Origin of the sequence: Bartonella machadoae, assembly GCF_022559585.1 — a bacterium.
GTDB classification, from domain to species: Bacteria; Pseudomonadota; Alphaproteobacteria; order Rhizobiales; family Rhizobiaceae; genus Bartonella; species Bartonella machadoae.
This window is the reverse complement of the sequence record NZ_CP087114.1, coordinates 2161745-2187032: the sequence shown is the minus strand read 5'-3', so window position 1 is coordinate 2187032 and position 25288 is coordinate 2161745. Positions and strand designations below refer to the sequence as shown.

The 25288-nt window shown below is 38.8% G+C and carries 26 protein-coding genes and 3 pseudogenes; 11 read left to right on the top strand and 18 right to left on the bottom strand.

What is annotated here, in order from left to right; all coding sequences use genetic code 11:
- Positions 1-126: 126 nt before the first annotated feature.
- Complete coding sequence (locus tag LNM86_RS10315) at positions 127-345, bottom strand: hypothetical protein (RefSeq protein ID WP_241437607.1); 219 nt, start codon at positions 343-345, stop codon at positions 127-129.
- A 67-nt stretch (positions 346-412) separates the two neighbouring features.
- Positions 413-1339 (bottom strand): YopJ/AvrA family T3SS effector serine/threonine acetyltransferase, encoded by a 927-nt coding sequence (locus LNM86_RS10310; protein WP_241438990.1) that lies wholly within the window; start codon positions 1337-1339, stop codon positions 413-415.
- A gap of 549 nt (positions 1340-1888) precedes the next feature.
- Between LNM86_RS10310 and LNM86_RS10305 the strand changes: the two genes are divergently transcribed.
- Complete coding sequence (locus LNM86_RS10305) at positions 1889-2089, top strand: hypothetical protein (protein WP_241437606.1); 201 nt, start codon at positions 1889-1891, stop codon at positions 2087-2089.
- Positions 2090-2304: 215 nt separating this feature from the next.
- Here LNM86_RS10305 and LNM86_RS10300 read toward each other — a convergent pair whose 3' ends face one another.
- Complete coding sequence (locus LNM86_RS10300; RefSeq protein ID WP_241437605.1) at positions 2305-2886, bottom strand: hypothetical protein; 582 nt, start codon at positions 2884-2886, stop codon at positions 2305-2307.
- 364 nt (positions 2887-3250) lie between these two features.
- On the opposite strand from LNM86_RS10300, the gene LNM86_RS10295 reads away from it, so the two are divergent.
- The 3 genes from LNM86_RS10295 (at position 3251) to LNM86_RS10285 (ending at position 5088) form a co-directional block, all read left to right on the top strand.
- Positions 3251-3418, top strand: a complete 168-nt coding sequence (locus LNM86_RS10295; RefSeq protein WP_241437604.1) for a hypothetical protein — start codon at positions 3251-3253, stop codon at positions 3416-3418.
- Positions 3419-4485: 1067 nt separating this feature from the next.
- Positions 4486-4920, top strand: coding sequence for a hypothetical protein (locus tag LNM86_RS10290; protein ID WP_241437603.1), 435 nt, complete (start codon positions 4486-4488; stop codon positions 4918-4920).
- 9 nt (positions 4921-4929) lie between these two features.
- Entirely contained in the window at positions 4930-5088 is a 159-nt protein-coding gene (locus LNM86_RS10285) for a hypothetical protein (RefSeq protein ID WP_241437602.1), read from the top strand.
- Between the two features lie 1213 nt (positions 5089-6301).
- Here LNM86_RS10285 and LNM86_RS13020 read toward each other — a convergent pair.
- From LNM86_RS13020 to LNM86_RS10250, 7 genes and pseudogenes are all read right to left on the bottom strand, one after another.
- Positions 6302-7445: pseudogene (locus LNM86_RS13020) on the bottom strand (tyrosine-type recombinase/integrase).
- Positions 7446-8225: 780 nt separating this feature from the next.
- A complete protein-coding gene (locus LNM86_RS10275; RefSeq protein WP_241437600.1) occupies positions 8226-8465 on the bottom strand; it encodes a hypothetical protein in 240 nt (79 codons plus the stop codon).
- Positions 8466-8639: 174 nt separating this feature from the next.
- Positions 8640-8855, bottom strand: coding sequence for a hypothetical protein (locus tag LNM86_RS10270; protein ID WP_241437599.1), 216 nt, complete (start codon positions 8853-8855; stop codon positions 8640-8642).
- A 31-nt stretch (positions 8856-8886) separates the two neighbouring features.
- On the bottom strand, positions 8887-9210 hold the full coding sequence (locus tag LNM86_RS10265; protein ID WP_241437598.1) for a hypothetical protein: 324 nt from the start codon (positions 9208-9210) through the stop codon (positions 8887-8889).
- Positions 9211-9718: 508 nt separating this feature from the next.
- Positions 9719-9889 carry a hypothetical protein gene (locus tag LNM86_RS10260; RefSeq protein ID WP_241437597.1) on the bottom strand — a complete coding sequence of 57 codons (171 nt, stop codon included), beginning with the start codon at positions 9887-9889 and terminating at the stop codon, positions 9719-9721.
- A 188-nt stretch (positions 9890-10077) separates the two neighbouring features.
- The gene (locus tag LNM86_RS10255) at positions 10078-10704 is read right to left on the bottom strand and encodes a hypothetical protein (protein ID WP_241437596.1); all 627 of its coding nucleotides are present in this window, start codon (positions 10702-10704) and stop codon (positions 10078-10080) included.
- A 597-nt stretch (positions 10705-11301) separates the two neighbouring features.
- A complete protein-coding gene (locus tag LNM86_RS10250; protein WP_241437595.1) occupies positions 11302-11823 on the bottom strand; it encodes a hypothetical protein in 522 nt (173 codons plus the stop codon).
- Between the two features lie 290 nt (positions 11824-12113).
- Between LNM86_RS10250 and LNM86_RS13015 the strand changes: the two are divergent.
- Positions 12114-12389, top strand: a pseudogene (locus LNM86_RS13015) (hypothetical protein); the annotation flags it as partial.
- Between the two features lie 56 nt (positions 12390-12445).
- Here LNM86_RS13015 and LNM86_RS10240 read toward each other — a convergent pair.
- The 7 genes from LNM86_RS10240 to LNM86_RS10205 all read right to left on the bottom strand — a co-directional run bounded on the left by LNM86_RS10240 (position 12446) and on the right by LNM86_RS10205 (position 18021).
- The gene (locus LNM86_RS10240; RefSeq protein WP_241437594.1) at positions 12446-13069 is read right to left on the bottom strand and encodes a hypothetical protein; all 624 of its coding nucleotides are present in this window, start codon (positions 13067-13069) and stop codon (positions 12446-12448) included.
- 606 nt (positions 13070-13675) lie between these two features.
- On the bottom strand, positions 13676-14410 hold the full coding sequence (locus tag LNM86_RS10230) for a hypothetical protein (RefSeq protein ID WP_241437593.1): 735 nt from the start codon (positions 14408-14410) through the stop codon (positions 13676-13678).
- A gap of 1381 nt (positions 14411-15791) precedes the next feature.
- The gene (locus LNM86_RS10225; RefSeq protein ID WP_241437592.1) at positions 15792-16115 is read right to left on the bottom strand and encodes a hypothetical protein; all 324 of its coding nucleotides are present in this window, start codon (positions 16113-16115) and stop codon (positions 15792-15794) included.
- 29 nt (positions 16116-16144) lie between these two features.
- Positions 16145-16330 carry a hypothetical protein gene (locus LNM86_RS10220; RefSeq protein ID WP_241437591.1) on the bottom strand — a complete coding sequence of 62 codons (186 nt, stop codon included), beginning with the start codon at positions 16328-16330 and terminating at the stop codon, positions 16145-16147.
- The gene (locus LNM86_RS10215) at positions 16320-16856 is read right to left on the bottom strand and encodes a hypothetical protein (RefSeq protein ID WP_241437590.1); all 537 of its coding nucleotides are present in this window, start codon (positions 16854-16856) and stop codon (positions 16320-16322) included. The genes LNM86_RS10220 and LNM86_RS10215 overlap by 11 nt, the downstream gene beginning before the upstream one ends.
- A 39-nt stretch (positions 16857-16895) precedes the next feature.
- Entirely contained in the window at positions 16896-17465 is a 570-nt protein-coding gene (locus LNM86_RS10210; RefSeq protein ID WP_241437589.1) for a hypothetical protein, read from the bottom strand.
- A gap of 28 nt (positions 17466-17493) precedes the next feature.
- Positions 17494-18021, bottom strand: a complete 528-nt coding sequence (locus LNM86_RS10205) for a hypothetical protein (protein ID WP_241437588.1) — start codon at positions 18019-18021, stop codon at positions 17494-17496.
- Between the two features lie 511 nt (positions 18022-18532).
- On the opposite strand from LNM86_RS10205, the pseudogene LNM86_RS10200 reads away from it, so the two are divergent.
- The 6 genes and pseudogenes from LNM86_RS10200 to LNM86_RS10175 form a co-directional block, all read left to right on the top strand.
- Positions 18533-19068 (top strand): annotated as a pseudogene (locus LNM86_RS10200) (Arm DNA-binding domain-containing protein); the annotation flags it as partial.
- 591 nt (positions 19069-19659) lie between these two features.
- Positions 19660-20019, top strand: coding sequence for a hypothetical protein (locus tag LNM86_RS10195; protein ID WP_241437587.1), 360 nt, complete (start codon positions 19660-19662; stop codon positions 20017-20019).
- 5 nt (positions 20020-20024) lie between these two features.
- Entirely contained in the window at positions 20025-20585 is a 561-nt protein-coding gene (locus LNM86_RS10190) for a hypothetical protein (RefSeq protein ID WP_241437586.1), read from the top strand.
- 24 nt (positions 20586-20609) lie between these two features.
- Positions 20610-20792, top strand: coding sequence for an AsmA family protein (locus LNM86_RS10185; RefSeq protein ID WP_241437585.1), 183 nt, complete (start codon positions 20610-20612; stop codon positions 20790-20792).
- Positions 20793-21658: 866 nt separating this feature from the next.
- On the top strand, positions 21659-22588 hold the full coding sequence (locus tag LNM86_RS10180) for a DUF6990 domain-containing protein (protein WP_241437584.1): 930 nt from the start codon (positions 21659-21661) through the stop codon (positions 22586-22588).
- A 384-nt stretch (positions 22589-22972) separates the two neighbouring features.
- Complete coding sequence (locus LNM86_RS10175) at positions 22973-24034, top strand: DUF6990 domain-containing protein (protein ID WP_241437583.1); 1062 nt, start codon at positions 22973-22975, stop codon at positions 24032-24034.
- Between the two features lie 437 nt (positions 24035-24471).
- Here the strand turns inward: LNM86_RS10175 and LNM86_RS10170 are convergent, their stop codons facing one another.
- Positions 24472-24810: a hypothetical protein gene (locus tag LNM86_RS10170; RefSeq protein WP_241437582.1), complete on the bottom strand. Its 339-nt coding sequence runs from the start codon at positions 24808-24810 to the stop codon at positions 24472-24474.
- Positions 24811-25288 lie beyond the last annotated feature (478 nt).

The window sequence follows — 25288 nt, the reverse complement described above, 5'->3', positions numbered from 1 at the left end:
ATGGAATGCTATATTCCTATTGGGGCTGAAACATGTTGTGGTTTTTATTGTCTGCTTATCGTGAAAGCTAAAAATGAAGGTTTTCTTTTTAAAGATGGTTTTGTAAAGCAGGGGAAATTTGAGGGACTAAAACCCAATTGCCATTGGCATATGTAAAACTTGCCAACGTGGCAAGAGGAGCGTTGTTGTCATTCTACACGTGAATTTCCCTCTTTTGCCGGTGTCGATTAAACCAAACTCCGTCTCTAAAACCAAATCCTTTGTCGGTGTTTTATAAACCGAAAAAACAGGGAAATGTGCGCCTATGAACCAATCTAACGCATAAACTGGAATGTTGCGCTTCATTTCCCTCTACAGATGCACAAAAATATGCAATGCTCTCTCATGAGAGAGAGATTGAGAGACTCTTTGACTATAGCATGAGAGAGTTGTATTCTCGGACCCTCTTCCTATGAGACGAAACAGAGACCGTTTTGTCGTCCTCTGTTTTTATTGAGTTTTTATCAAATCTTTCACGAAGTGTTTGCTCTTGTTTGTTTACTTTTTCACTTTCAGAACCAGGATTTGATTTCATATATTGGTCGAGACGTCGGCTACCCTGCGTGTGTTTGTAAAAGCCAGCGGGAAGATAGGTATCTAATTTCTCAGAAGGGAGAGGTGCACCTTGTTTGCATAAGACGCCGTTAATATTGTCTTGGTGTATTCTTGTCAATTTGTCAGCGTTCGTATGAAGCTTTTTAGCAAGAGCTAAGCTAAACATTCCGCATTCAGAGCTACTGCGTTGAATGTCCATTTCTGCAATAGAAAAATAACACCCAGGTAATTCAGATTTAACAGCCATTTCTGTCCTTAGTGCTAACATCGCTGTATTCATACTGTTGAGTGTTGCTGGTTCAAAAAGTATCAAAGACATTTTTTCATCAATGGTTTGATGATCCATAACCGCAAAATGAATTCCTCCGTCCTTCTTGTGGACTATGTATCTGGAAGATGAAATTCCCTTATCCTGTGCCTCTTTTAGTGAAGAAATAAGGTCTTCAAAGGTTTCTGCAAATTTAAGATTCAATTGTGGGTATTTATAATTCGCTTGGGCTACAAGAGCTGGCATCAATTTCAAATCTATACTTGCGTAATCACCTTTGACCCAATTTCCATCAGCAATATCACGTTCGAGTTTTGTGATAATGTCTTTTAATTGTTCTTGACTGAATGGAATTTCTGCGTCAAAGCTGCGCTCCTCTAAATCCGTAGAAAGATTTTCTAAGGAGCCACTGGCACGCGCACCTTCCTGTGTTGATGGTAAACTCTGGGTATTGCTTTTAGAATCTTGTGGTTTCATCATTGAGTCTCCATGTTAATAATCAACATGGCATGCTATATTCCTATTGGGGCTTTATCATGTTGCGGTTTTCATTTCCCTCCTTACTTTGATAACCCCATTTATGGCTTCATTTTTTGCAAAATGATTTGCCCAATGCCAAGTTTGATTTCCTCTCGCTCTCAAAGACGAAAACCCTTCATTTGCACCAATCTGTCATCATGCAGTTTCTTCAGAGAGGCTCTATGTGTTAACGGCATAGGTGATTGATAGCAGAGTTTGTTGGCGATTTAGTGCGGTTTAGCGGATTATGGAGCGATGGTACGATGGGATGATGGGGCGGAGATTATGGAGCAATAATATGATGAGGCGATAAGACTATGATGGGGTGTAGGTTTTTCCTTGAAAGATTTTGTTCAAGTTGGCTGCTCTTTTTTAGGAAGCAAAGAGAGTGTGAGGGAGGAAAAGAAAATGAAAGAGAGGATCATGTCTTTTTAGAGACATAAAGACACTCTTGCGCTTTAGAACAATTTCGCAGTATTATAAAAGATATAGTCGTATGGAGGGATTATGATGAAATATAGACGCAAAAAAACATTCCCCGCATCTGTCATTAAATACAATTTTTCATCTGTTGTCAAGAGATTTTCATCTGTTGTCGAGAGAAAAGCGATGCTCTTGTTTTTTTATGGCTGTCTTGCTGGTTGGGCAAAAATGCTTGCTGCCTTCTTAGCAACTTTTTGGGATGCCGATACAATGCTTTTCTTTTGAAAAAGAGAATTGTGATTTCGCTAAGGTGTGATGTGCGTTGTTGAGGGTACACCCTTTGTATGCGGTGTTGGGGGGGATTTTATGGGCGGGGGAGCGTATTTTGCTCTCTTAAAAGCCGTTGTGGGGTAATCACTTCTGTCTGTGGCGCTGGTGTTTCTTGTTCTTAGCTGTTGTTTGTGACCAGCATTGGGTAATGTGAGAAGGGGGGTATGCGTTCATATTGCCCTCATGGGGCGGGGGTTGATGCTTTGTTGTTCGTCAAAATATTTATAAAGCGCATTGAGAATAAGACGCAATGAATGAACAAGAGAGGGAAGTTGTTGATCTTCTACAACAAGATATTGTAATGCGGCATGAAAGTTATGTTGACGATGTGAATTTTGTGCTTCTTGAATAGCTTTTTTCATGTCCTCATAGTGATCGGTGGCTTTTTGAATCCACTGTTTGTGTGCTTTTTCATCTGATGCATGGGGGAAACCATCATAATATCCACTCGGCAAACCTTTGGCACATAAATAATCGTTTCTGATTTGTAGATAGCGTTGCGCAGTCTCATATTGCTCTTTACTGATGCCTGCACCATCCTGTTTGTAGCCAAGCAAACAAAGGCGCCCAATATAGGAACTTGAAAGCGGATTTTTAGCTTCTTCTAAAGTCAAACCAAAGTGTTTCGCACGCATTTCAATGGTCAGAAGAGGAGGGGGAGTGTGTGGCTTTTTGGCACGTGAAATACGACCATTGGGTTCTCTAAGCTTGCCTGTTATTCTAGGTCTACCGCGTTTTTTACCTATTTTCATAAATCTACCATTTGAATTTAAAAAGTTGCTTGTTTAAGAGTCATTGCGGGGGGAAAATATTGCACAAAGGCTCTCCTTGGTGAAATAAAATGGAGGGGGAAGAATAGAGTTGGGGGAGTATAACCGAGGGGGAGCAGAATGAAAGGCAGTTGCTGAGGAAAAGCAAGGGCGGTAAACTTTTCTTTTTGACCTCAAGGAAGAACCATTTTACCTCAAGGATCACTATCCTTTGTGCATGGAAAATAAACTTGCCTTATCTCGTTTCTTTTGCTCTTTTCATTGTTCTTTACACTGTTGTTGAGGGCTGTTCATTTGCTTTCCATAGAATTTTTGAACCTATTTTGCGAAACTTTAAGAGCAATTTTTGCCAAATGCGAACGGAAAAAGACAAGAGAGTGCTTATGGGGAGAGTGCTTATGGGGGAATGTTCATGGGGTTGGTGAATATGCATTTTGTTTGGTTGTCTTCTCTTTCTGTTCGAGAGAGGTGGTTTGCCGGTTTTAAATCATTGCCTGAGAAGCCATTATTCTGATTGATTTTGCTGCGTTCTCTTGGATTTTTCTGGTAAGTGCAGCGCTAAGATGTTTGATGTAAAACACTTGAATAAAGCTTATTATTCTCTCCAGTGAAGTCTCTTTATCTCCTTTTTAGAGGAATATTCTATGCTGCGCTAAACAGAGTATAGCTGTAAAAAATACCCTTTAACTCCTCTTATCATACCATAATTTATGTGCTCTTTTCAAATGAAATATCAATTATGTCCCAACAATGCAATGGTCGTGACCGTGGTCGTAACAAAGTGAGGGATAAGTCCTTTCGCGTGTCTTTGTTGTGCTTGATGTTTGATTGGTATCCTTTATAGAGAATATTTGTCTCATTCATTTGTATTGTTTTGTCAAAAAATGGATTTTTTCATGAAACTGTCTTGTCATGAAAGCATATCAAAGTATGTCATTGAAAAAATCCTTTTAAAATTACGAATATGTTTGTGCGTGCCCTGATGTGCGTGCCCTGATGTGCGTGCCCTGATGTGCGTGCCCTGATGTGCGTGCCCTGATGTGCGTGCCCTGATGTGCGTGCCCTGATGTGCGTGCCCTGATGTGCGTGCCCTGATGTGCGTGCCCTGATGTGCGTGCCCTGATGTGCGTGCCCTGATGTGCGTGCCCTGATGTGCGTGCCCTGATGTGCGTGCCCTGATGTGCGTGCCCTGATGTGCGTGCCCTGATGTGCGTGCCCTGATGCCCATGTTGTATCTATGTTAGGTTGAGGGTGGTCGATGTTTGGGGGATATGCTTCTCTTTTTTATAATATCTTAATAGAGGGGATTGAAAATTTTTATGAATACTGGTAAGGCTTTTTTTAATGCATAAAGCTGTCAGATACTTTTGAGAGTGCGTTGGCTGTCTTGCTTCATTAGAGGTGCGGAAAGTTCATATATTCGTACTATGATGGGGTTCGTGTCTTTTATGTGCTTTTCATTGGTGTGTGCGTTTTTCTTGTTCATGTTGAATATGGGGGGAAATCCGTAAGAGAGCTCTAAGCACTTGCCTCGTAAGGGGTATGGTTTGTAAAAAAATGAGAAAGCGGGGCTTTATCAGCATGACAACAGAAAAGAAACAACCACAAGACGAATTACAATCACAACACGAATCTGCTCAAACGCAAAAGAGTGCAGCATCACAAAATAGAGAATCTAAGCTCTTTGCCTTCAAGGCGAATATGATGCTTTCTATGAAAGATTATAAAATAATCTTCTGCATCGCTCTCGTTTTGTTGATTTTAGGAGCTATTCGAGCCGTGTATCTGCCAATGTTTTTCTTTGGCTTATTTATTGGAGGTGTCTACACTGGGGGCGATAGGTTTATAGATTTTATCATCTTCCTGCCGACTTTTATTTGGGCATTGTCTATTATCTTCTTACCTATCGTTTTGGTCCTCCATGTCATTATCGATCGACGTTTGAAAGCAATGATTCAGAAATTGGGAGGACCAGCTGAACAACAAGATAAATCCATTTTTGCACAAACATTCTAGGGGGGAAAAATGATTATTTTTACAGCATTGTTAGGTATTCTTGGTTTTTTCGGTCTTATCATTATTGCTCTTTTAAACAGTATGCTCCTTGTCGGAATTTATTACCTTTTTTTCAAACGTGCGAGACTGTATCTTCGTATGGAAGAGGAATTCAAAAAGGAGAATTAAAAAGGTTATAGAGATAAGGATATGCTGAGAGTGTATATTCCAGCATATCCTCATAAAACACATTCTTATCAAATCTTAGTGAGAAGAGAAAAATGAGAAGAGAAAAAGAAGAAAGCGAAACTGCGTAAAAGAGTATTGCGCCTTTTTTAAAAAAACTGTTCCTTTTGCGCAGAACTAAGTAGAACTAAAGAGCCTTTTCCTTTCTTTTTCTCTGAGAGCTTGAACAAGGTGGAGATTTCAAAAACGCCATTTTGACAAGAGATAAGCAGGGTCATTCTGACATGGGATCAAGGGAGCTGTTTTGGCAAGAAATCATGAGGCCATTTCGATAAGAGGTCATCTTGCCCCCTCCATGAAAATTGTGCAGGATAAGCAGTAGAATTTGTGGTTTATCGTACACAAGATCGACAGTTTTCTTCTTTTCATAAAAGCAATCTGTTTTCTTTGACGCTGGTGATTCTCGTATGGATTTGTTTTTTTATCCGCACGGTTTGCTCTTTTGTCGGCAATCAACGGGTCATTTGTGCGAGAAAGGTGCAGGTGTGTTTCTCTTAAGATTGTCCTTGGGCAAGATTGTCCTTTGGTAAGATAACAAATTAATTTATAAAGATAATTTATCATTTTACATCTAGAATGATAGATCTGAATATCATAAAATTTTCTCGTTTCATCCCCTTTTATTGTCTCAAGCAAAACCATCTTTTTGCATATCACAAGTGGGATGATCGTGTGGATAAAATTTGCGAGGAAAGGAACTAAAATGCCTTTCATGAATCGTATGAATGCAAGAGCTGTTGTAACATGGAGGCAAAGAGAAGGGGTGGTATCGGTGTGTTTCTTCATGAATGAGACAGATACAAGGTCAAGGTTTTTTCCTCCTACAATAAAAAACACAGCAAAATGAATTGATAATGTTTTATTATCGACGTTCTCTCCTCAAAAGAAATGTATCACTTTACGCTCACTTTTTAATAAAATTTCCCGTTTTTAAACAGCATTGCACTGGAAAAGTGAAGTGTATCGTGTTGTTATATCATCTTATTGTGAGGCAGCCGCCTAGCATATGTTTTGTCGCACCTCCTCTCCTTTGTTGTTATGTCTTCTCTTATTCTATTCGGTGAAAAATGATTCAGTATTGAGAAAACACGAACCATCAAAAAACAATAAAAAAGTCATCAAAAGCTCTTCAATAGTAAAAGGACCTTGACCAAGTTTAGAGGGATGTTGGTATGCAGAGTTCTAGATAGTCAGTATAACGGTAGGCACGTTCTACTTTACCCACGACCGTATGGTCTAGAATGGTTTCTGCTACCTCAAAGGGAGCATTGGTTATTTCTGCGAGCCAATCGCGTAAATGACAGTGAAAACCATGCGGTTAGGCTTCAAGTCCAGTTTTTTGCATGTAGATTGATATGCATCTCTTAGCCAAGGGGCTACGACCGGTTGCAGAAAAAAATTATTGCGAGAAAGCAGGCGTGCTGGTTTCAACAATTCTAATGCTATCATTTGATAGAGTCACACGAAACTCTGTTGTAGCATCACGCCTTCCTTTCATATTTTCAGCAGGGATGGTCCATATATCATCATCAATCTGATCTTTATGGATATGACGTAAAGGGTCTGTGCGAACACCTGTCAGAATAGGCAGACGCAAAGTCAGTTGTGGTATGGTTGTTGTTTTGCAGAGTGTTTGATAAAAAGCTGGTATATCTTTCCAATCCATTGCTGGTCTATTTTGCGTTTTATACTGTTGTTTTCCTAAGGGCGTGGGTGCTTTTTCTTTTTTCTATTGCTTGTAGATCAACATCCAGTCCCATTGCAGCAGCATGTTTGAGATAAAGATTAAGGTGGATTAATGTGTTCTCTGTTGTTGCAGCTTTTGTATACCAGAGTTAAGCGTATTGCATCTATCTGTTTGTGTCATTTCTGAAACGGGGAGGCAGCCTCATTTAGGGAGAATATAAAGACGTAAAAGAAAAACCAGCATCCGTCTTTACCATCAATTTTTGAGTTCAGCTTTACGGCTTTCAAAAAAAGTATCGAGAGCAATATCTTTTAAAGAATGCAGATTACGCATTGCCGCACGCTTTTGTTTCTCACGTTCTTTGAATGAGGTCACGACCCTCATGCAAAACAAAACGCCACCCAATTGCCAATTCACGAGCCTGTTTTAAAGAAACATCTCTTAAAGAGCACCCAAGTCCATTTCACGACACCGCCCGTAAATGGTATCTCTGTAAAAGCTAAGGAGCACCACCATTTTTACGCTTATGAAGGTACAAGCCAGTACCATCATTCTCTTTGCCAGCCGCCATATTGCGATAGCCCTTTATATTGAAACGATTCATAAAAGGTATTTTGACTCTTTTCTTTGGAGTTTTTTACTCACACGCCAGCCTCGCTTATGACGTGCAAGCACATGATTTTAATTGATTCAAAATGAGAGGATTTAAGATGAGAGAATCTTACAATATTCGGGGGGTTAATTCAATATGAAAACGATTAATTATCATTATAAATCAATATGTTGTCAAATTCTTATGCCCGACCAGTGCAAACCCGATATAAACCGGATAACAGACCGACGCAAGACCGATGCAAGGGACCCTCATGCCAGATCGACACAAAGAACCACCGTCCAACCAAAACACCCCCCAAAGCCCCATACACCTTGAAGAGTTTTTTACTCAAAACCAAACGGTTACCCTTCTCCAAAGCGCTTTGTGCAAAAGCATGAGATCTCCTGTTCGCTAAGCAAAACAAAGGTCGCAAAACGTCACAGAGCAACAACAGCCCTAGGCTCTCCTTTGAGAGATTTTCCCCAATGCCAGTCTGACGCAAGCCTCATACCAAACCGATACTCGGTCGACGCAAGACCGATATAAGCCCGATGCAAAACCGATGCGGGTCTCTTATGCCAGATTGACACAAAGAACCACCGTTCGACCAAAACAAACCCCAAAGCCGCAACACACCTTGAAAAGGCTTTTACTCAAAACCTAATGGCTATCCTTCTCAGAAGCGCTTTGTGCGAAAGCATAAGATCTCCTGCTCGCCAAGCAAAGCAAAGGTCGCAAAACGTCACAGAGCAACAACAGCCCTAGGCTCTCCTTGTTCCCCAAAAGGCAGCACCTTTTTCAAAATAGAGGAGCCTTTTGGAAACCAAGCAATTCATGGAAATCATAATTTTCCACCACTCTTTTAAAAGCTTTATCTCGTGCTTTCGTGCATTGCCCCGCACGCACTCTTTTTTGAAAGATTTTCCATCCCTTCCTCACAAAGAACAATGGCATCACGAGCACCAATTGTATGGCAAGCAAAGCTGTCGTATCATGAAGATTAAGAGTCTTACAAACTGCGGAAACAATACCGTTCATTGCGCAAATGACAATCACATTGAAAGCAGTTCTTCACTTTCGCGTCCTCACAAGTCCTTCATTTTCTCATGATAACAGAGGAAAAGCCCTTCGTGATCAGATAATGATAGAGCGCAAGCCAATCACCTTTTTAGCAATTTTCACCGGCCATCACAAAGTGCGTTGCGTACTTTTTCACACATCTGCGGTACTATTTTCCCGACATGGTGGCACCAGTGCTGTCTGATTTTCTTGAAGCACTCTTTTTAGTTCTTTTTTTACTTGGTTATTCATTCTCTCTCGCTTAAAAACAGAGTAAAAAAGTGCAAAAATTAACATGTTAATGAAAACTGCAAAGATAGCCACGATCAGAGCTATCATGATAACTAATGCTATAAGATCACCGCGCATTTTCCACCCTTATTGCTCCTGACGTATTTTTTCACGTTGCTGAATTGCTTTTTCCAATTTTTGGATATTTTTTCAAAACAAACCCCAATATGATGCGAAGCACCAACATAACTGGTATAAGAAGAAGAGCACATCCGAAGATGTAGTTCTCAATTATCACGATAAGGGCAAGAATAACAGCCAGCCACTCTGTTGGTTTCCATCCTAACAGGAGGGATGCATATAAAGCCACTCTTAGCATGACAATAACAACAACGATGCAGAAGATCACTTTATATTCTTTGCTTGAAAGAAACACTTGCTCGAAGGAAAAAGAGCGCGGTTCTTTTTTCATTTCCAAATTTTTCCCCTTCATTGTTCCCCTTTTACATTTTGCTCACTTATGAAGCTATTGCTCACCTCGCGCTGTATAAAGAAGATCTTTGTTTTTCTCAACACTTGTTTGCATTCAACCCGTTTTATAACCATCATTTGAATTTCCCCTCTTTTGTGACGAAAGGATCTCAACAAGATCTCTTGTGCTTTTGATAACAAATATCGCTCCTTCATCCCCTCGCAAAAACCCTGTTTTCTTCATGATTATTTGCAGTCTCACCAATTGAATACTCTTTCCATTTAAGAATATTGCCCATTTAAGAATATTGTATTGCAAGAATTACGGGGCTCTCGCTCTCAGTTTTGATAACAAACCACTCTGCCATCAACAATCGACCTGCTCCTCATTGTAAGCAAAGTGTGACAGAGTTGTTTTGTCTTTTCCATCTCTTCTGTCTCAATATAACCGGTTCAAGATCGATTTTAGAACCCTTCCATGGCAAATATTTTACCGGCAAAGCCATACCAGAAGAGCTATACCGGCAAAGTCATCTCAAACAAGGCACACCCGCAAAACGGCACCAACAGGGTAACACGAGCAGAGCCATACCAGCACCGGCAAGGAATGCTGACTCAAGAGCCGTATAATGCCGCACAACACTTCTACAGATAAACACCAATGATCTTTGTGCAAAAACTGTGCCAAGTATCGTCTCCAATACCATCCTCTTGTGATGAGAAGACAAGGGATAAGGGTATGAATTGGCAACAAAACAGTTTTTTCCATGCAAGAAGCACTAAAAGAAGCACAATGCTTTTATAAAAAGTATAATCTACGCAACAATACAGTATCTTGTGAGTGAAGATCAAATGCTACCACATCTTGTTAATTCATTGCGTATCACCCTTAATGCGCTCCAGAGGTATTTTCATTAGAGTTTTCTTTTTCATCAGGTATCCTCTTAGATATACGGGAAATCCAACTGCACAACCATAATATCCCGAGTATTATTGCTGGTATTATACTATACTTGTTCAAAAAAGCTAGGAACAACAATGTAGGTACTGCGCAATAGAATTCAACCATCTCTATAATCTTGCTTTTAAGATCTTTGCCGTCGAATGTGCATATAAACGAATGTGAAGCGATAAAATAGATGATCGTTGTTATACACCATATGGATTCTAAATGCTCAAAGTTCAAGTAAGCATCTATATACCTCAATCCAATATGCGATGATATAAGTGGTGGTAAAGATGCTACAGCGCAGAATGAAAATGTTTCTTTCCATGTTCTTCTGCGTAATTTAAGTCTACAAATTGCATGAATTACATTTGCTATAGTCAGCATGGGCGCAGATAATGTATATCCTAAGCACAGTAATACCCCTCCGAATAGCATAAAACCAGCATGTATTGCACCGTACATAATCAGATCGGGTAAGGATTCAAATAGACCTTCAATAATACCTATAGCAATTGGGAGCAATACGATAATTAATAAGATTTTTAACATGTTTATAACCTTTTGCATGTTTATGCTCTATCAGAGATATGCTTAACTGATCCCTTTTAAATCCATTAATATGTGTTATTTTAATGTTGGTAATGTGTTGCTAATGGTATTTAATGCCATTGCTGTATTTGGTTCTATTCCGTCTAAACGAGAGAAAATGCAGTGTGAAAATCCCGCAAATGCGGGGTTTTTTATTATCGGGAGGGCGTATTGTATGACATCAGAACATACAGAGCCAACTTCACCAACAGGGCAACGCTAGCAGAACCATACCAACAAACGGTACCAGCAAGGAATGCTGACTCAAAAGCTGTAGAATACCGCACAACACTTCTACTGCGAAGCAACAATAATCTCTGTGTAAAAGGTGTGCCAAGCACCATCTCCAATACCATTCTCTTGTGATGAAAAAACAAGGGATAAAGGGAGTGAATTGGCAACAAAACAGTTTTTTCCATGCAAAAGGCAATCAAAGAAGCACAATGCTTTTATAGATAGTCTAATCTACGCAGTAATACAGTATCTTGTGAGTGAAGATCAAATTCTACCGCATCTTGTAAGTTCGTTGCCTGTTGCTCTTAATGCACTTCAAAAGTACTTTTCATAAGTGTGCAATTATTCACTTAAAAAACGAATAAGTATCTTATATACTGTTTTAATTTCACGATCTAGCCTTTCAACTTTTTCTTTTTTTATAGCAATATCCCTTCGAACCGAGTTAATGATATCGAGACGTTCAGATACCTCTTCGTGCTGTTTATCTCGTTTTGCTTTAGCTAAATACTGCATTTGCTTTATTTCGGAGTGCATATAGTCTAGCACGTAATGCGATGTAATATTTCGGTCCATGATTAGTGTATGCCATTGGTGTATTACAGTCTTTATATATTTTTCTTGTAGTGGTTTTGCTTGATTGTTCATCCACGCAGCCTCGAGATATCTTTGTCGCCACCAAAGGTAATTTTGATACAGGTAATCATTGCGTGCTTTCTCTAGTCTTACTATTTCTTTTGAACAGCAGAATTCATCTAAATCATCATCAGTGTATCCGTTTGAAGGGAATATGAATATAAGATATGTTGTAAAAAGTGCGATAATTAATATGCTTTTTCTGAATAAAGATGTTTTTATAAACATTGTTTTATACCTTAATTGATATTTTTTAATTACCTAATCGATTCTTTTTGAATATATCGATATGTGTTATTTTGGTGTTGACAATGTGTTGCAAATTGTATTTAATGACAAATGCGGCACTGGTCGTATTGTATCTAGACGAAGGGCAGTGCAGTTCAAAGCAGTTCAAAATCCCCGCATTTGCGGGGTTTTTTATTATCGGGAGGACGTATTGTATGACATCAGAACATACAGAGCCAACTCCACCAACAGGGCAACGCTAGCAGAACCATACCAGCAAATGGCATCGGCAAGAAATGCTGATTCAAGAGCCGTATAATGTCGCACAACACTTCTACAGATAAACACCAATAATCTCTGTGTAAAAGGTGTGCCAAGCACCGTCTCCAATACCATCCTCTTGTGATGAGAAGACAAGGGATGGAGTGAATTTGCTACAGAGCAGTTTTTAAACATGCAAGAAGCAATGAAAGAAGCACAATGCCTTTATAAACAGTACAATCTACGCAGCAATACAGTATCTTGTTAGTGAAGACCAAATTCTACCATACCTTGTTAATTCATGACAAACTGCTCTTAATGTACTCCAGAAATATTTTGACCATTAAAGATCTTTCCATTTCTATCTTGGTTCCATTATATTGTATATCGTTTTTAAGTCTCTGCAAAGTCGAGCTGTTCGTTGACCTGGTTCAGGATTACCAGTTCTTATCGCAGCATTTACACCAGCCACTACATCAATCATTTGTGTTTCAGGGCTAATACCATTTCCGCTTGAAGAATTAAGAAATTTTTTCGCGTAATAAATCATTCGATCTTTAGAGTCCATGGACATATTGTACGCCCAAATAAAATCTCCTTCACTCCAACCATATTCATAGCGTAAACTACTTATTACATTGGGTAGATTTGCCCATGACATTTCTTCATTATAATCACCACGCAATAAATTCACCAAACGTCCACATAAAATAACAAGTATATGACGATGCCATATAAGGTCAAATTTGGGAGATGAATCTTGATGGCCACGGCTATATATAAATTGTCGTGCTTTTTCTTGCTTTTCAAAATGTTCAAAAGCTTTGTATTGTTCTGCGTATTCTTGATAAAGTTTATTATACTTCTCTATATCATCGACACTTGTAAATATATGCATAAATCCAAATGACATTGACGTATAAAGCATTGATAGAGAAAAAAAAGTTATAAACGCTACGGCGCGTGTTATGGAAAGTAATTTCATCGTTTAACTCTTTAAATTTTTACCATTAACACTGCGTAACTGATTCATTTTGAATAAATCAATATGTATTATTTTACTGTTAACAGTATGTTGCAAATTGTATTTAATGCCATTGCTGTATTTGGTTCTATTCCGTCTAAACGAGAGAAAATGCAGTGAAAAATCCTCGCATTTATAGTTTTTTATTATTGGGAGGACGTATTGTATGACAACAGACAATACAGAGCCAACTTCACCAACAGGGCAACGCTAGCAGAACCATACCAACCAACAGCACCAGCAAAGAATGCTGACTCAAGAGCCGTATAATGCCGCACAACACTTCTACAGATAAACACCAATGATCTTTGTAAAAAGGTGTGCTAAGCACCATCTCCAATACCATCCTCTTGTGATGAGAAGACAAGGAGTAAGGGTATGAATTGGCAACAAAACAGTTTTTTACATGCAAAAAGCACTAAAAGAAGCACAATGACAATGCTTTTATAAACAGTATAATCTACGCAGCAATACAGTATCTTGTTAGTGAAGACCAAATTCTACCGCATCTTGTAAATTCATTGCGTATCGCCCTTAATGCGTTTCAAAAGCACTTTGATCGTTCGTTTAAAAATTTGTTAAATATTGCTTCCATTTTTCAAAATAGCTGTATCTCACAGGTGGTCGTACACTTCTTTGGGGTAGCATTCTAATATATACGTTTCTAGCAAGATCGCATACTCTTGCTGTGTTCTTAAAACGGATGATCTCGTTATCTAATATCATCTTCTCTGTACGAATAGTTTGCTCTTTTCGGCTAATTCCATTTGGAGAATCCAAAAACTTTTTTGCATATTCAAACATTGGGTCATTAAAGTATGTTTCAAATTTTGCTTGGAAAAAACGGTTGTGCAGAGTATGCAAAGAATCATAATATTGTGCTTTACGAATTCTAAAATTCTCAAGTTCAGTTTTTAAATCATTAAATGTGAGTGTTGGCATACTTTTATCACCTTGCCATAAATCAGCAAAGCGCCCACAAAAAACAAGTACTATGTGATAATGCCTTAAAATATCAAATTTTGGAGGATTACTTGGCAATGTTATTAAATATCTCCAAAAATGACTATAGTCATGTGGCATGGGTATGGTACGTTTTATATTTTTATAAAAATCGTCCATAAGGAGTTTCGTCATTTTTAACCTTTCTAGGTATTCCGATTCTGTATAATTTTCACGCACATATTTTTCGTAAAGTTTATCATACTTATCTAGACTATCTACCTTAGTACATCCCAATAATATTGGTATAGAAACAAAAATTATAAATGTTACAGCATGTGTTATGGAAAATAGTTTCATGACTTAACTCTTTAAATTTTTACCATTAACACTGCGTAACTGATTCATTTTGAATAAATCAATATGTGTTATTCTGCTGTTAACAGTATGTTGCAAATTGTATTTAATGCCATTGCTGTAGTTGGTTTTCATTACGTCTAGACGAGAGAAAATGCAGTGAAAAATCCCCGCATTTATAGTTTTTTATTATTGGGAGGACGCATTGTATGACAACAGAACATACAGAGCCAACTTCACCAGTCAAAAGAAACCAGACTACCTCTAAGACGCGCACGTAGAGTGTGTAAAAGCCACTCCTCATAAAATAATCCGTATTTTAAAAGAGACAGTCGTGAGTGCTGTTAGGAATACTGATAACAAAAAAACAATGAGGCTCTGCGCAATCAAGGAGTTCGTAGACAAGTGCCTATCGAGGCGGAGTAGCATCACTTCCTTCTCTATCGTTCTCAGAAAATGTTCCGAAAGTGTCCCAATGCAGAGAGGGATAAGAGCGGGGCACAAAGCGCGAATTGGCATAAGAAATGGGGTGAGAAGCGTAAGAGGTTCGGGGGTAGGTATGGATTGGTTGCGTCATGGTGCCGGTGCTTTAGTTTAATGTGCATTGTCTCTATAAAATAATCCGTATTTTAAAAGAAGCCGTGATGAGCGCTGCTAAGAATACTGATAACAAAAAAGACAATGAGGCTCTTCCCAATCAAGGAGTCCGTAGACAAGTGCCTATCGAGGTGGTGCGGCATCTCTTCCTTCTCTATGGTTCTTAGAAAATGTTCCAAAAATCCTAATGCAGAGAGGACAAGAGCGGAGCACAAAGCACAGATTTGGCATCATAAGAAATGAGATGAGAAGTGCAATAGGTTCGGGGGTAGGTATGGATTGGTTGCGTCATGGTGCCGAGTTTGTAGTTTAATATATTGTCTATGAAGCAAAATTTATACAAAAAGATTGATCTTAAAGATGCGTACACCTCAAAACCTGTCATGCAAATCAAATTGATGAGACACAGCAAAACTTTGGTAATAAAATAATTCTAGAATCTCAAGATTGCCTAGCAATGCAAGCATCGCAATGTAAGCATTGTGAAAGACGACAAAGTATCATGCAAGAAAGCATTTACAGCTTTTTTATCACAAAAGGTCGTTGCAACAATTCTTTTGCACGATATAACTTCTCTCTTTGGAAAAATAACATAATTTCCTTCTTTGAAAAAGAAGTAAAAGCACAAGAATATCCCTCTAACGCAAAAATCAAAAGTGATCGCTAGAAAAAACAGCAATGAGGAAACGCGAAAGGGCTTTGAGGAAACGCGAAAAGGCTTTCGTTCTTTTCACGCAAAGGATGGGATGAGTTTCACTACCTGTAGGAGAGGAGGGGCACCATTTTCTTACCTTTGGTTCTGTTCTTCCAACTGCTGAATCATTTTTTTCAACTTACGCGTTACTATAATATGGAGCACCCAAATAATCGGAGAAAAGACAAGAGCACAGCCAAGAATCCATGCAAGCGGCTGTAAGATTGTAAAGGAAAGGAAATCATAACCGCCTCCTATGCATAATCCTAAAAATCCGCACACGATCTGCAATCCTAAAAAAAAGGTAAACGGAGCAGTCATCATGACCACAGAAATATAAAATATTCTTTTATAGTCTTGTTTTGAAAGGGTCTTTTTTTCTTCAAAAAACGAAGAAAAAGTCTTCTTCTCAGGCATTGAATTCTGCTTCACTTTACTTTTTTATTTTACTGTTTTTCAACTCTTGCATCGCACTCTTGAAGCACTTTTAATGCTGTTTTTGCTTTACAATAAAGCCTCGCACGCTTGAAAAACAAGGTATAAATGACCAAAATCGGTACGGTAACGATAAAGCTCATGATGACCGAAGTCAAAAAATTGAGGGTCAAGAATGTTACAAAACTACTCGTCATGTTTTCCTCCACGCGCATCCTGCATGCAAAATGTCTCTTGTCGCACCGTTCCTTCTTCCAATTGCTGGATTGTTTTTTTCAATTTACCAGTCAACTTGATGCAGAATAGCCCGACGATCGGTGCAAAAAAAACAAAAAAGGCCGATAGAAAATTCAAGAGCAGAGCGATAAAAAAGCTCACGTCACTTTTCCAGCCTGCCATATTTGCTGTAAAGAATGCAGCTTCTAAAAGCGCTATGATGAGAGAGAGACAACAGATTATTTTCAACTCTCTTGGCCAAAGCAACAGAGATTCCTTCAAACGAAAGGCAGGCACCGTTGTCTCCAATTTTGCTTTTTGTTTTCTGCCTCCTCGTTGCTGAGAATCAAGAGGATGGGGTGCGTTTTTTTTCAGTTCTCCAAGCATATTAAAGTATAACCTCACCTGCTTGATGAAAGAATAAAAAAGCCCAATGATAAACATACCGACGATAATGGCTGCGATGATGAGTCCTAGAAGACCCCAAATTCCTAAAAAAACAAGCACTTTTTTCCCTCTCACATTCTATTTATCGCTTGCGCTGCTTTAAGCAAAATTTTCCAATCTTTCCATTTTCTTTTCCACTCTCAGATTAAGTATACCGTAGAAGATTAAAATCACCGGTAAGGAAAAAGCCACCAACGCGATGCTCAAAAAGACGATAAGATAGAAAAAAGAAGACACAGCAAATAAGAAAGGATCACTCGCTATAAACTGTTTTATGTCCATTCCTTGTGCCATTTTTTCTCCTGCCATACCGACTGAAATGAGGAAAGGCACGAAAATCAAGACAAAGGTAACCAGAGAGAAAATGAAGATTCTTTTATAATCCTTTTGGGAAAGAAACAGAGATTCTTCGAATGAAGAGAGATAAGCTTTCACGTCAAATGATGGTCCATTTTCCTCTATTGCCTTTTTGTAACCACTGAAGCGCTGTGTTGCATCATTTTTGAGTTTTCTAAAGGTTTTGGAAAGCTCGGATGAACGGCAAAGACGTTTAATAAAAGAGTAATAAACTGCAACAATTGCCATATTGGCACCAATGCTTAGCATGCTAAAAAGGATAACCAGCGACCCAACGACGAATATGACGGATAACGTTGCCAAAAAATCCATTTTTCTTTTCCTACCCTGTTCTATGAAATCATAAGATGTACTCTTGGGGTGACTTTTCCAATTGCTGCTCTAATTGCTGGCCCATGTCCTTCAATTCACGCTTCAACATAAGGCGCAGGACAACAACAAGTGGAAAGAGCGAGAGAGGTGCCATAAAAATAAATTGCGGCATCATAAAGAGATAAGCCCAAACGCTATTCCACCCAGCAGCACGATATAATTCTATCATATTCATTTCGCTGGAAGAAAATCCCATCAAGAACATATTTTTTAAATTTTCCAGAAGCGTTTTATGAAGACTTTCTTGAAAGATTGCCTCAGCTTGTTCCTTAGACACCACATGAAACAACTCCATAGGTCGGATGCATGCTACAATAACCACAAACACTAATATGATAAGGGATAGGAAAAACAATATGACATAATCTTTTGTAGAGAGAGTCATCTTATCTTTAAAAGCAAGCAGCCGAGATTCTTTAGCAAAAGTGCTCGGAGAGACAAAGTCCGCACCTCCACGCTGTTGCAAAGATTGCTGTTGTGGTTCGTCTGTGGTCACGTTGCTCCCCCCTTCATAAATATTTTAGACAAGCAAAAAATAAGCTATCTATCGAAAATGCTTCTTAACAACCGTGCAAATGGCACCACATCCTCATCCTTTTCAGTTTCTCACCTTCTCAACAAAAGGAAAGACACTGTCGCACACTGTAAACACTGTCACACACTTCGAAAAGAATGACGGATCATGCCAATCAACACAGAAAAGCGGAGTGTTCCATTAGCATCTAAAATGAGAAAAGTAAAACACTTTTAAGAGCTAAAGAATATAAAAAACGAACTTACCGCATATAGACATGAATTTATGACTTTGTTCATCTAGGACAACATATTGATTTACAAAGAGAATTCATTCTTTTTTAACTTGTATCATAACCCCAATATTGCCCAAATATTGGAGATCCTCTCATCTCATCTTAAATCCTCTCATTTTGAAACAATCATTATCATTTTTTACACGTCATAAGCGGGGCTGGCGTGTGAGTAACAAACTCCAAAGACAAAGAGTCAAAATGCCTTTTATGAATCGTTTCAATAGAAAGGGCTGTCGCAATATGGACGGCTGGCAAAGAGAATGATGGTACTGGCTTGTACCTTCATAAGCGTAAAGATGGTGGTGCTCAATGGATTTATCGATATATTATTTACGGGCGGCGTCGTGAGATGGACGTGGGTATCTTAAGAGATGTTTCTTTAAAACAGGCTCGTGAATTGGCAACCTGATGGCGTTTTGTTTTGCATGAGGGGCGTGACTTTATTCAAAGAATGTAAGAAACAAAAGCGTGAGGCAAGGCGTAATCTGCATTCTTTAAAAGATATTGCTCTCGATGCTTTTGAAAGCCGTAAAGCTGAACGCAAAAATAATGGTAAAGAGAGTGAGTGGTTTTTACCTTTACGTCTTTATATTCTCCCTAAATGAGGCTGCCTCCTCGTTTTAGAAATGACACAAACAGAGAGACGCAATACGCTTGCTCCCATCTAGCATGCAAAAACTGCAACAGTCCACAGAGCTCTCATTTGCCTTCATATTTGTATAGGGAATTCATCTTGAATGGGCTGTTTGAATGGGCTGTGGTGATGGGAAAAAGCTGGTAAAGGGTAAAAATCAGTCACAATTTGCCAGAATATGTTGTTGAACATGTTGTTGAAAAAGTATCCATGAAAAGGGAAAGTTCAGTCTTTTAGAGTGAGAGACTTGCTGCTGTCCAATATGCAATATTGTGCAATATTAAAGAGGGAGCCTTAAAAAAGCTGTTGAGAAAAAAATAACTGTAAAAGAAACAAGGCGCCATCGTGTAGGATGAAAAAATAGTTGTAAAGAAATGGTAAATACGATAGTTATAATCTTTCCTTTATACATCGACACGTCAATGGGGGCGATTGAGAAGCAGGGGGGTGTGAATGTTTGCCGTATTAATGCAAATATCTGTGGTCCTCTTCCTCTTCCAATGCAGATTGAGAAATTCTAGTAAAGCGTGGATTCTATAAGAGAGGGGATGGGAAATTTATGGAGAGGGTGTGTTTAAAGTTATTCGCTTCAAAAAATCAGTTGTTGAGAAAAGTGAAGAATCCTTTTATACGCTGTGAAAAATAGCATAAAAACTTAAGGGTAATAAACAGTCAAAAAGCAGGGGAAAAAATGAAGAAGAAAAACGCAACGTCTTATAAAGGACGGACTTCTTTTTCATGTAAAAGATCATTGGTTTTTTCATGGGAAAATTATAAAGTCATATTACAGAGCTTTTTTATAATGCTCTGCGCATTTCCCATCATGATGGCTTTAAACGTTCCTGCTTATGCAAAGACCACTATCCAGACGCTGCAGGGGTGGAGCGGTGTGGGGTATGTGATTTTCCTCCTGCCAGTTTTTATTTGGCTTTGCATTCTCACACCTTTCCCTATTCTTTGGGGAATTCATAGTATGCGGGAACGGAAATTGAAAAAAACAATGCAGCAAGAAGAAGCAACAAAGCAACAAGACGAAGCCGTTAGGGGATAAGCGTTATGGGACCAGGACTCATAATGCTCATAATGCCGTTCTTTTTTTTCATGGTGCTCAGTATCGTGGTTTTTGCCATCTTTGTTAATATGATCATTGTGACGCCTTATTATGCTTTTTTCAAACGTTTGAGGTTGTATTATTGGGTAAAGCAACAAAAGCGCGTGATCAAAGAGCAGCCACAGCACTTTTGTCATCTTGAAAAAAGTAAAAAAGAACAACTGTACCAAAATTCCCTTCTGGATACAGAGGAAAGAGCCTTGATGTTTAAAAAATGGCTCGCTTTTTCTTGGAAAGATTATAGCATTGTATCTTGTCTCTCTCTCATCATTATGGCTTTTAAAACTTATGTTTATATCGCTTTCTTTCAATCGGCGGGGCCTCATGTAGACGAGAAGAGATTTGTGGTGCTTGCTTGTTTTGTTATGGCGTTGTTTTTGATTTCGGTATGTGTTTTTCTATCCGTTCCAGTCATTGTGGTGCTTCGTGCAAGCTTAACTTCTCGGTTGAAAAAAAAGATCCAGCAGTTGGAAGAATTAACTAGGCAACGAGAGAAATCCATTTAGCAAGAGAAAGCAAGAGGGTAAAAAATGGATGCTATGACTATAGCGAAATTATCCCTTCTCTTGTTTTTTATCGGGATAGTCCTTGATGTTGTTTTAACGATAGCGGTGGTTGCGCTGTATACTTCTTTTATCAAGCGTTGGATACTGTATTTCAAGGTGACACAACAATTAAACAGAGAAATGAAAAAGCATACAGAGAGCTTGTAATGCTTTTGAAACGTCATGTTATTGAAAATTGTGCCCTTGTAAAAACGGAGCAAATGCAAAAAACGAGGGTAAATTGTCTCATACCGGCTGCGCTATGATGAAATGATCATTGCCCTAGGGTGATTGCATTATGGTAAAGAGAGCAGAAGAGAAAAAGGTGGGGAATGAAGCAGAAAAATTCAAAATTTTATAACGCATTGTGCTTTTTTTTTGAGATAGAGGGTTTTTCGGCAAGAGAATATATCGTCATTTCTTCCCTCTCACTGATCATTATGCTGTGGAATAGAATGCTCTTTATGCCCTCCTTCGCACAATGGAAACTTATAGTGTGGCAGGAAACCACGCTTTTTTCTCTCCTTGTGTTTTGGCAAGTTTTTATCGTATGTGCTTTTGCTTCGATACCGGTTGTGATGATATTTTATTCTATCTTATGGTCTTTGTTGGAAAAAAATAGACGAAAATTAAAAGAGATAAATTCACAATGGGAGAATATACCCTGTCTCCAAAACAATTTGTATAAAAAGAACAATAAGGATAGCTACGAGACTGTTATCATATTCTTTTCTTTCGCGCTTGCATTTGTCGCACTGATTGTTTCAGATGCTTCTTTTTTTAGCATGATAATTTTACAGCTTTATTATGGTGGCTTTAAACTGGTGAGAATGTATCGCCGCGTGAAACGAGAACTGAAAAAAGCCTTGCACAAAGATGAGAGAGCGTTTGTAAAATCATGAGGGGAAAGAGATATGGGAACGAAAGACATAAGAACAAGAGACATGAGGATAAGCAAAAATGGGAATGAACAGGGATGAAAAGAAAAAGGATAAGAAGAGATTTATGTAGTTGATGATAATAAATCTCTGACCATGGAAAGTGCGGTAGCGCTTTTAAAGAGCTTGGGTTGGTCGGTGGAAATCGAGGGGCGAGGGGATCATTTGGCTACTCTGTTCTTGCCTGATCGTGAAGTGTATTTCCTCTATAATGATGAACATGACGAAATGAGAAAAGATTGCCCAAATTTTGATCGTGGGCTTTTAGTGATGACCGGTCTTTTTGGCGCTGCTTGTCAAACCATTAATCCTGATAATTCTCAAATTTTACCAGTGGTGCATATAACGTTTGTGGCTAGAGGACTGGAAATTTTTGAAGAAAGAGTAACGAAAGAGCGTTTACAGCAGGAGCTTGATAGAATTTTAAAATGGGCGAAGAAGAATACGAGTCTTCAGAAAATGTTGCGCTCTCGATATAGTGCTCCGCCTTGGGAAAAGAACACTGTAATTTGGTCAACTGATGAAACCGTGGATCAGTTAGCTGTTAAAACCAATGAGGCACCTTATGCTCTGTTGCATCTTGCAGCTCTTGCTTTGCTCGGTGATGTGGAGACTTTACGCTCTTATCAAAAACGCTTTGCAGAAGGCAATCGACACGGCTTTGAGGCTGAGAGCGAATCGGCAACTCTTAACGAAAGCCATCTTGAACGGGCTGTGGTGATAGCAGAAGAGGTGGCACAAACAGAGCAGTTTAGTTACGCTGTGCTTGAACAGGCGGCAGAGAAGCTATTCCTGAACGCTCATAAGTATCGGGATTTTAGATTTAGAGACCCAAATTTGTGCAATAAAAAACGAGATTTTCAGAGAAAATGCGCCGAACGGAAAAGACAGGAATTAAGGGAACAAGGCTTTGATGGTGTAAGTGATGAGCCAATCATTATTGAAGCTGAAGGAAAGAAATATTGTGTCGATATCGTTTATATCAAGGATGGTGAACCAGCATTTATGGATGTCAGCATTGATTAGTTGAGAGTGCTTGATGGTTGGGGACAATAAAGGGCTTCTTTCTACAATTGGATATTTTAAAGAACATGTAAAACAGAAACACGCTTTTAAAAGTGGATTGAAAATGTCTTGAAGGATGTTGAGGGGAAAAATCAACAGTCAATTGATTGTTATCTCTTTTTTGAAGAAAATTTTTAAAGAATAAAATATTCCTCCCTCTTCGATTATGCTTATGCTTGTGGCAGTGTTTCTTTCAGATACTTCTCTCTTTTTAGCATGATTATTCTACAGCTCTATTATGGTGTCTTTAAGCAGGTGAGAATCTATTGCCGTGTGAAACGAGAATTGAAAAAAGCGTTGTAAGAACATGAGAGAACGTTTGTAAAAACATGAGGGGAAAGAGATATGGGAACGGAAGACCAAGGAGCGAAAGATTTGGGAGCGAAAGATTTGGGGATGCGCAAAGGTGGGGATGAACAGGGATGGAAAGAAGAAGGACAAGGAGAGCTTTCTGAAGGTGATAATGGTGAAGCTCTGACCATGGAAAGCGCGACAGCGCTTTTAAAGAGTTTGGGCTGGTCGGTGGAAATCGAGGGGCGAGGGGATCATTTGGCTACTCTGTTCTTGCCTGATCGTGAAGTGTATTTCCTCTATAATGACGAACATGACGAAATGAGAAAAGATTGCCCAAATTTTGATCGTGGGCTTTTAGTGATGACCGGTCTTTTTGCCGCGGCTTGCCAGACCATCAACCCTGAGAATTCTCAAATTTTACCAGGAGTGCATATAACGTTTGTGGCTAGAGGACTGGAAATTTTTGAAGAAAGAGTAACGAAAGAGCGTTTACAGCAGGAGCTTGATAAAACTTTAGAATGGGTGATGGAAGATACGAGTCTTCAGGAAATGTTTCGCTCTCGATATAGTGCTCCGCCTTGGGAAAACAACACTGTACTTTGGTCAACTGATGAAACCGTGGATCAGTTAGCTGTTAAAACCAATGGGGCACCTTATGCTCTGTTGCATCTTGCAGCTCTCGCTTTGCTCGGTGATGTGGAGACTTTACGCTCTTATCAAAAACGCTTTGCAGAAGGCAATCGACACGGCTTTGAGGCTGAGAGCGAATCGGCAACTCTTGACGAAAGCCATCTTGAACGGGCTGTGGTGATAGCAGAAGAGATGGCACAAACAGAGCAGTTTAGTTACGCTGTGCTTGAACAGGCGGCAGAGAAGCTATTCCTGAATGCTAATAAGTACCAGTATTTTAGAGTCAGAGACCCAAATTTGTGCAATAAAAAACGAGATTTTCAGAGAAAATGCGCCGAACGGAAAAGACAGGAATTAAGGGAACAAGGATTCATTGTGTATGATGAGGAAGCGACCTTTAAAGTTGAAGAGAGGAAGGTCTGTGTCGATATCGTTTATATCAAGGATGGTGAACTAGAATTTCTCGATGTCAGCATTGATTAGTTGAGAGTGCTTGATGGTTGGGGACAATAAAGGGCTTCTTTATGCAAATTTAAGAACACTTCAAAAATTTAAGGAACATGGAGGACGCCAACTAAAAAGTGGATTGAAAATATCTTGAAGGATATTGAGGGGAAAAATCAAATGTTAATTGATTGTTATCTTTTTTTTGAAAAAATTTTTAAAGAATAAAAAATTCCTCCCTCTTCGATAAAAGAGAATCATTCTACAAAGAAAAGATGTTAAAATGTGACTGTTCTTTTTTCTGTTGAGAGAAGAAAACTTTTCGGGATAGAAGAGAAAACAAAGTCAGCTTATCATTAATAGAAAAAGCAAAGTAAAACCAAGGCCCCATCTTTATCGGGGCCTTTTCAATATTTCATTTTATTTATCACACTCTGTTTTTATCTGTTTTCTTTTCTTAGAAGCTGTTAGCAACTCTATCCCAATTTTTTTATAAAAAACATTTTTACACAAAACATGACAACAGAATGTAAAAATTCAGTTAACGAATAGAGTAAATTTTTTCCTGTTTGGTATAAATCGCCTCTTTCCCTCTCTCTCATACCATTATTACTGTGTGTGATTATTATATTCAATGTATCAAATTTACCATTTATTGGTTCAAGATGCTGTAAATCATTGTTATAAACTTCATCAACAGTATAAGGCGTTATAATAGGATCTTTTTCTTGATTGACTATACGATCAGATTCTTGGAGTGCAAGTGCTAAACCACTGGTAATTGCTCCCGCTATGAAAAAATATCTGATATTCATAGTTTTTCTCCTATATTTATTTCTCTAAATAAATATCAATATGAATTATATATAAATTTCATTTCAATAACTATAGTAAAAATGCAACAGTCATAAAAAAGGAGGAAACTTGTCTAGAAATTGACATAATTCGCCCTTAATTGCCTTAATGAATTCTTTTAGAATCTGTTTTATGGATGCGTAAAGGTTGTTTTAAAGGTTCTCGAGCTCATAGAGATATGGGTGACAAAAGAGCAGCTAAAAACTTCTTTTTTGTGCCCATGGTAGAGGGACGTATAACAGCACAGCATCCATGAGAGTTGAGAATCCCCGTAAGGGGTAAGGGTATATTCTATGAGGGGTAGAATGTACTTCATGAGGGGCGGGATGCACTTTATGAGGGGTGTGCATCCCGTAGAGTTTAGGGTTGCATCTTATGAGGGTTGGATGCACCCATGAGGGGCGGGATGCACTTTATGAGGGTGGTGCATCCCGTAGA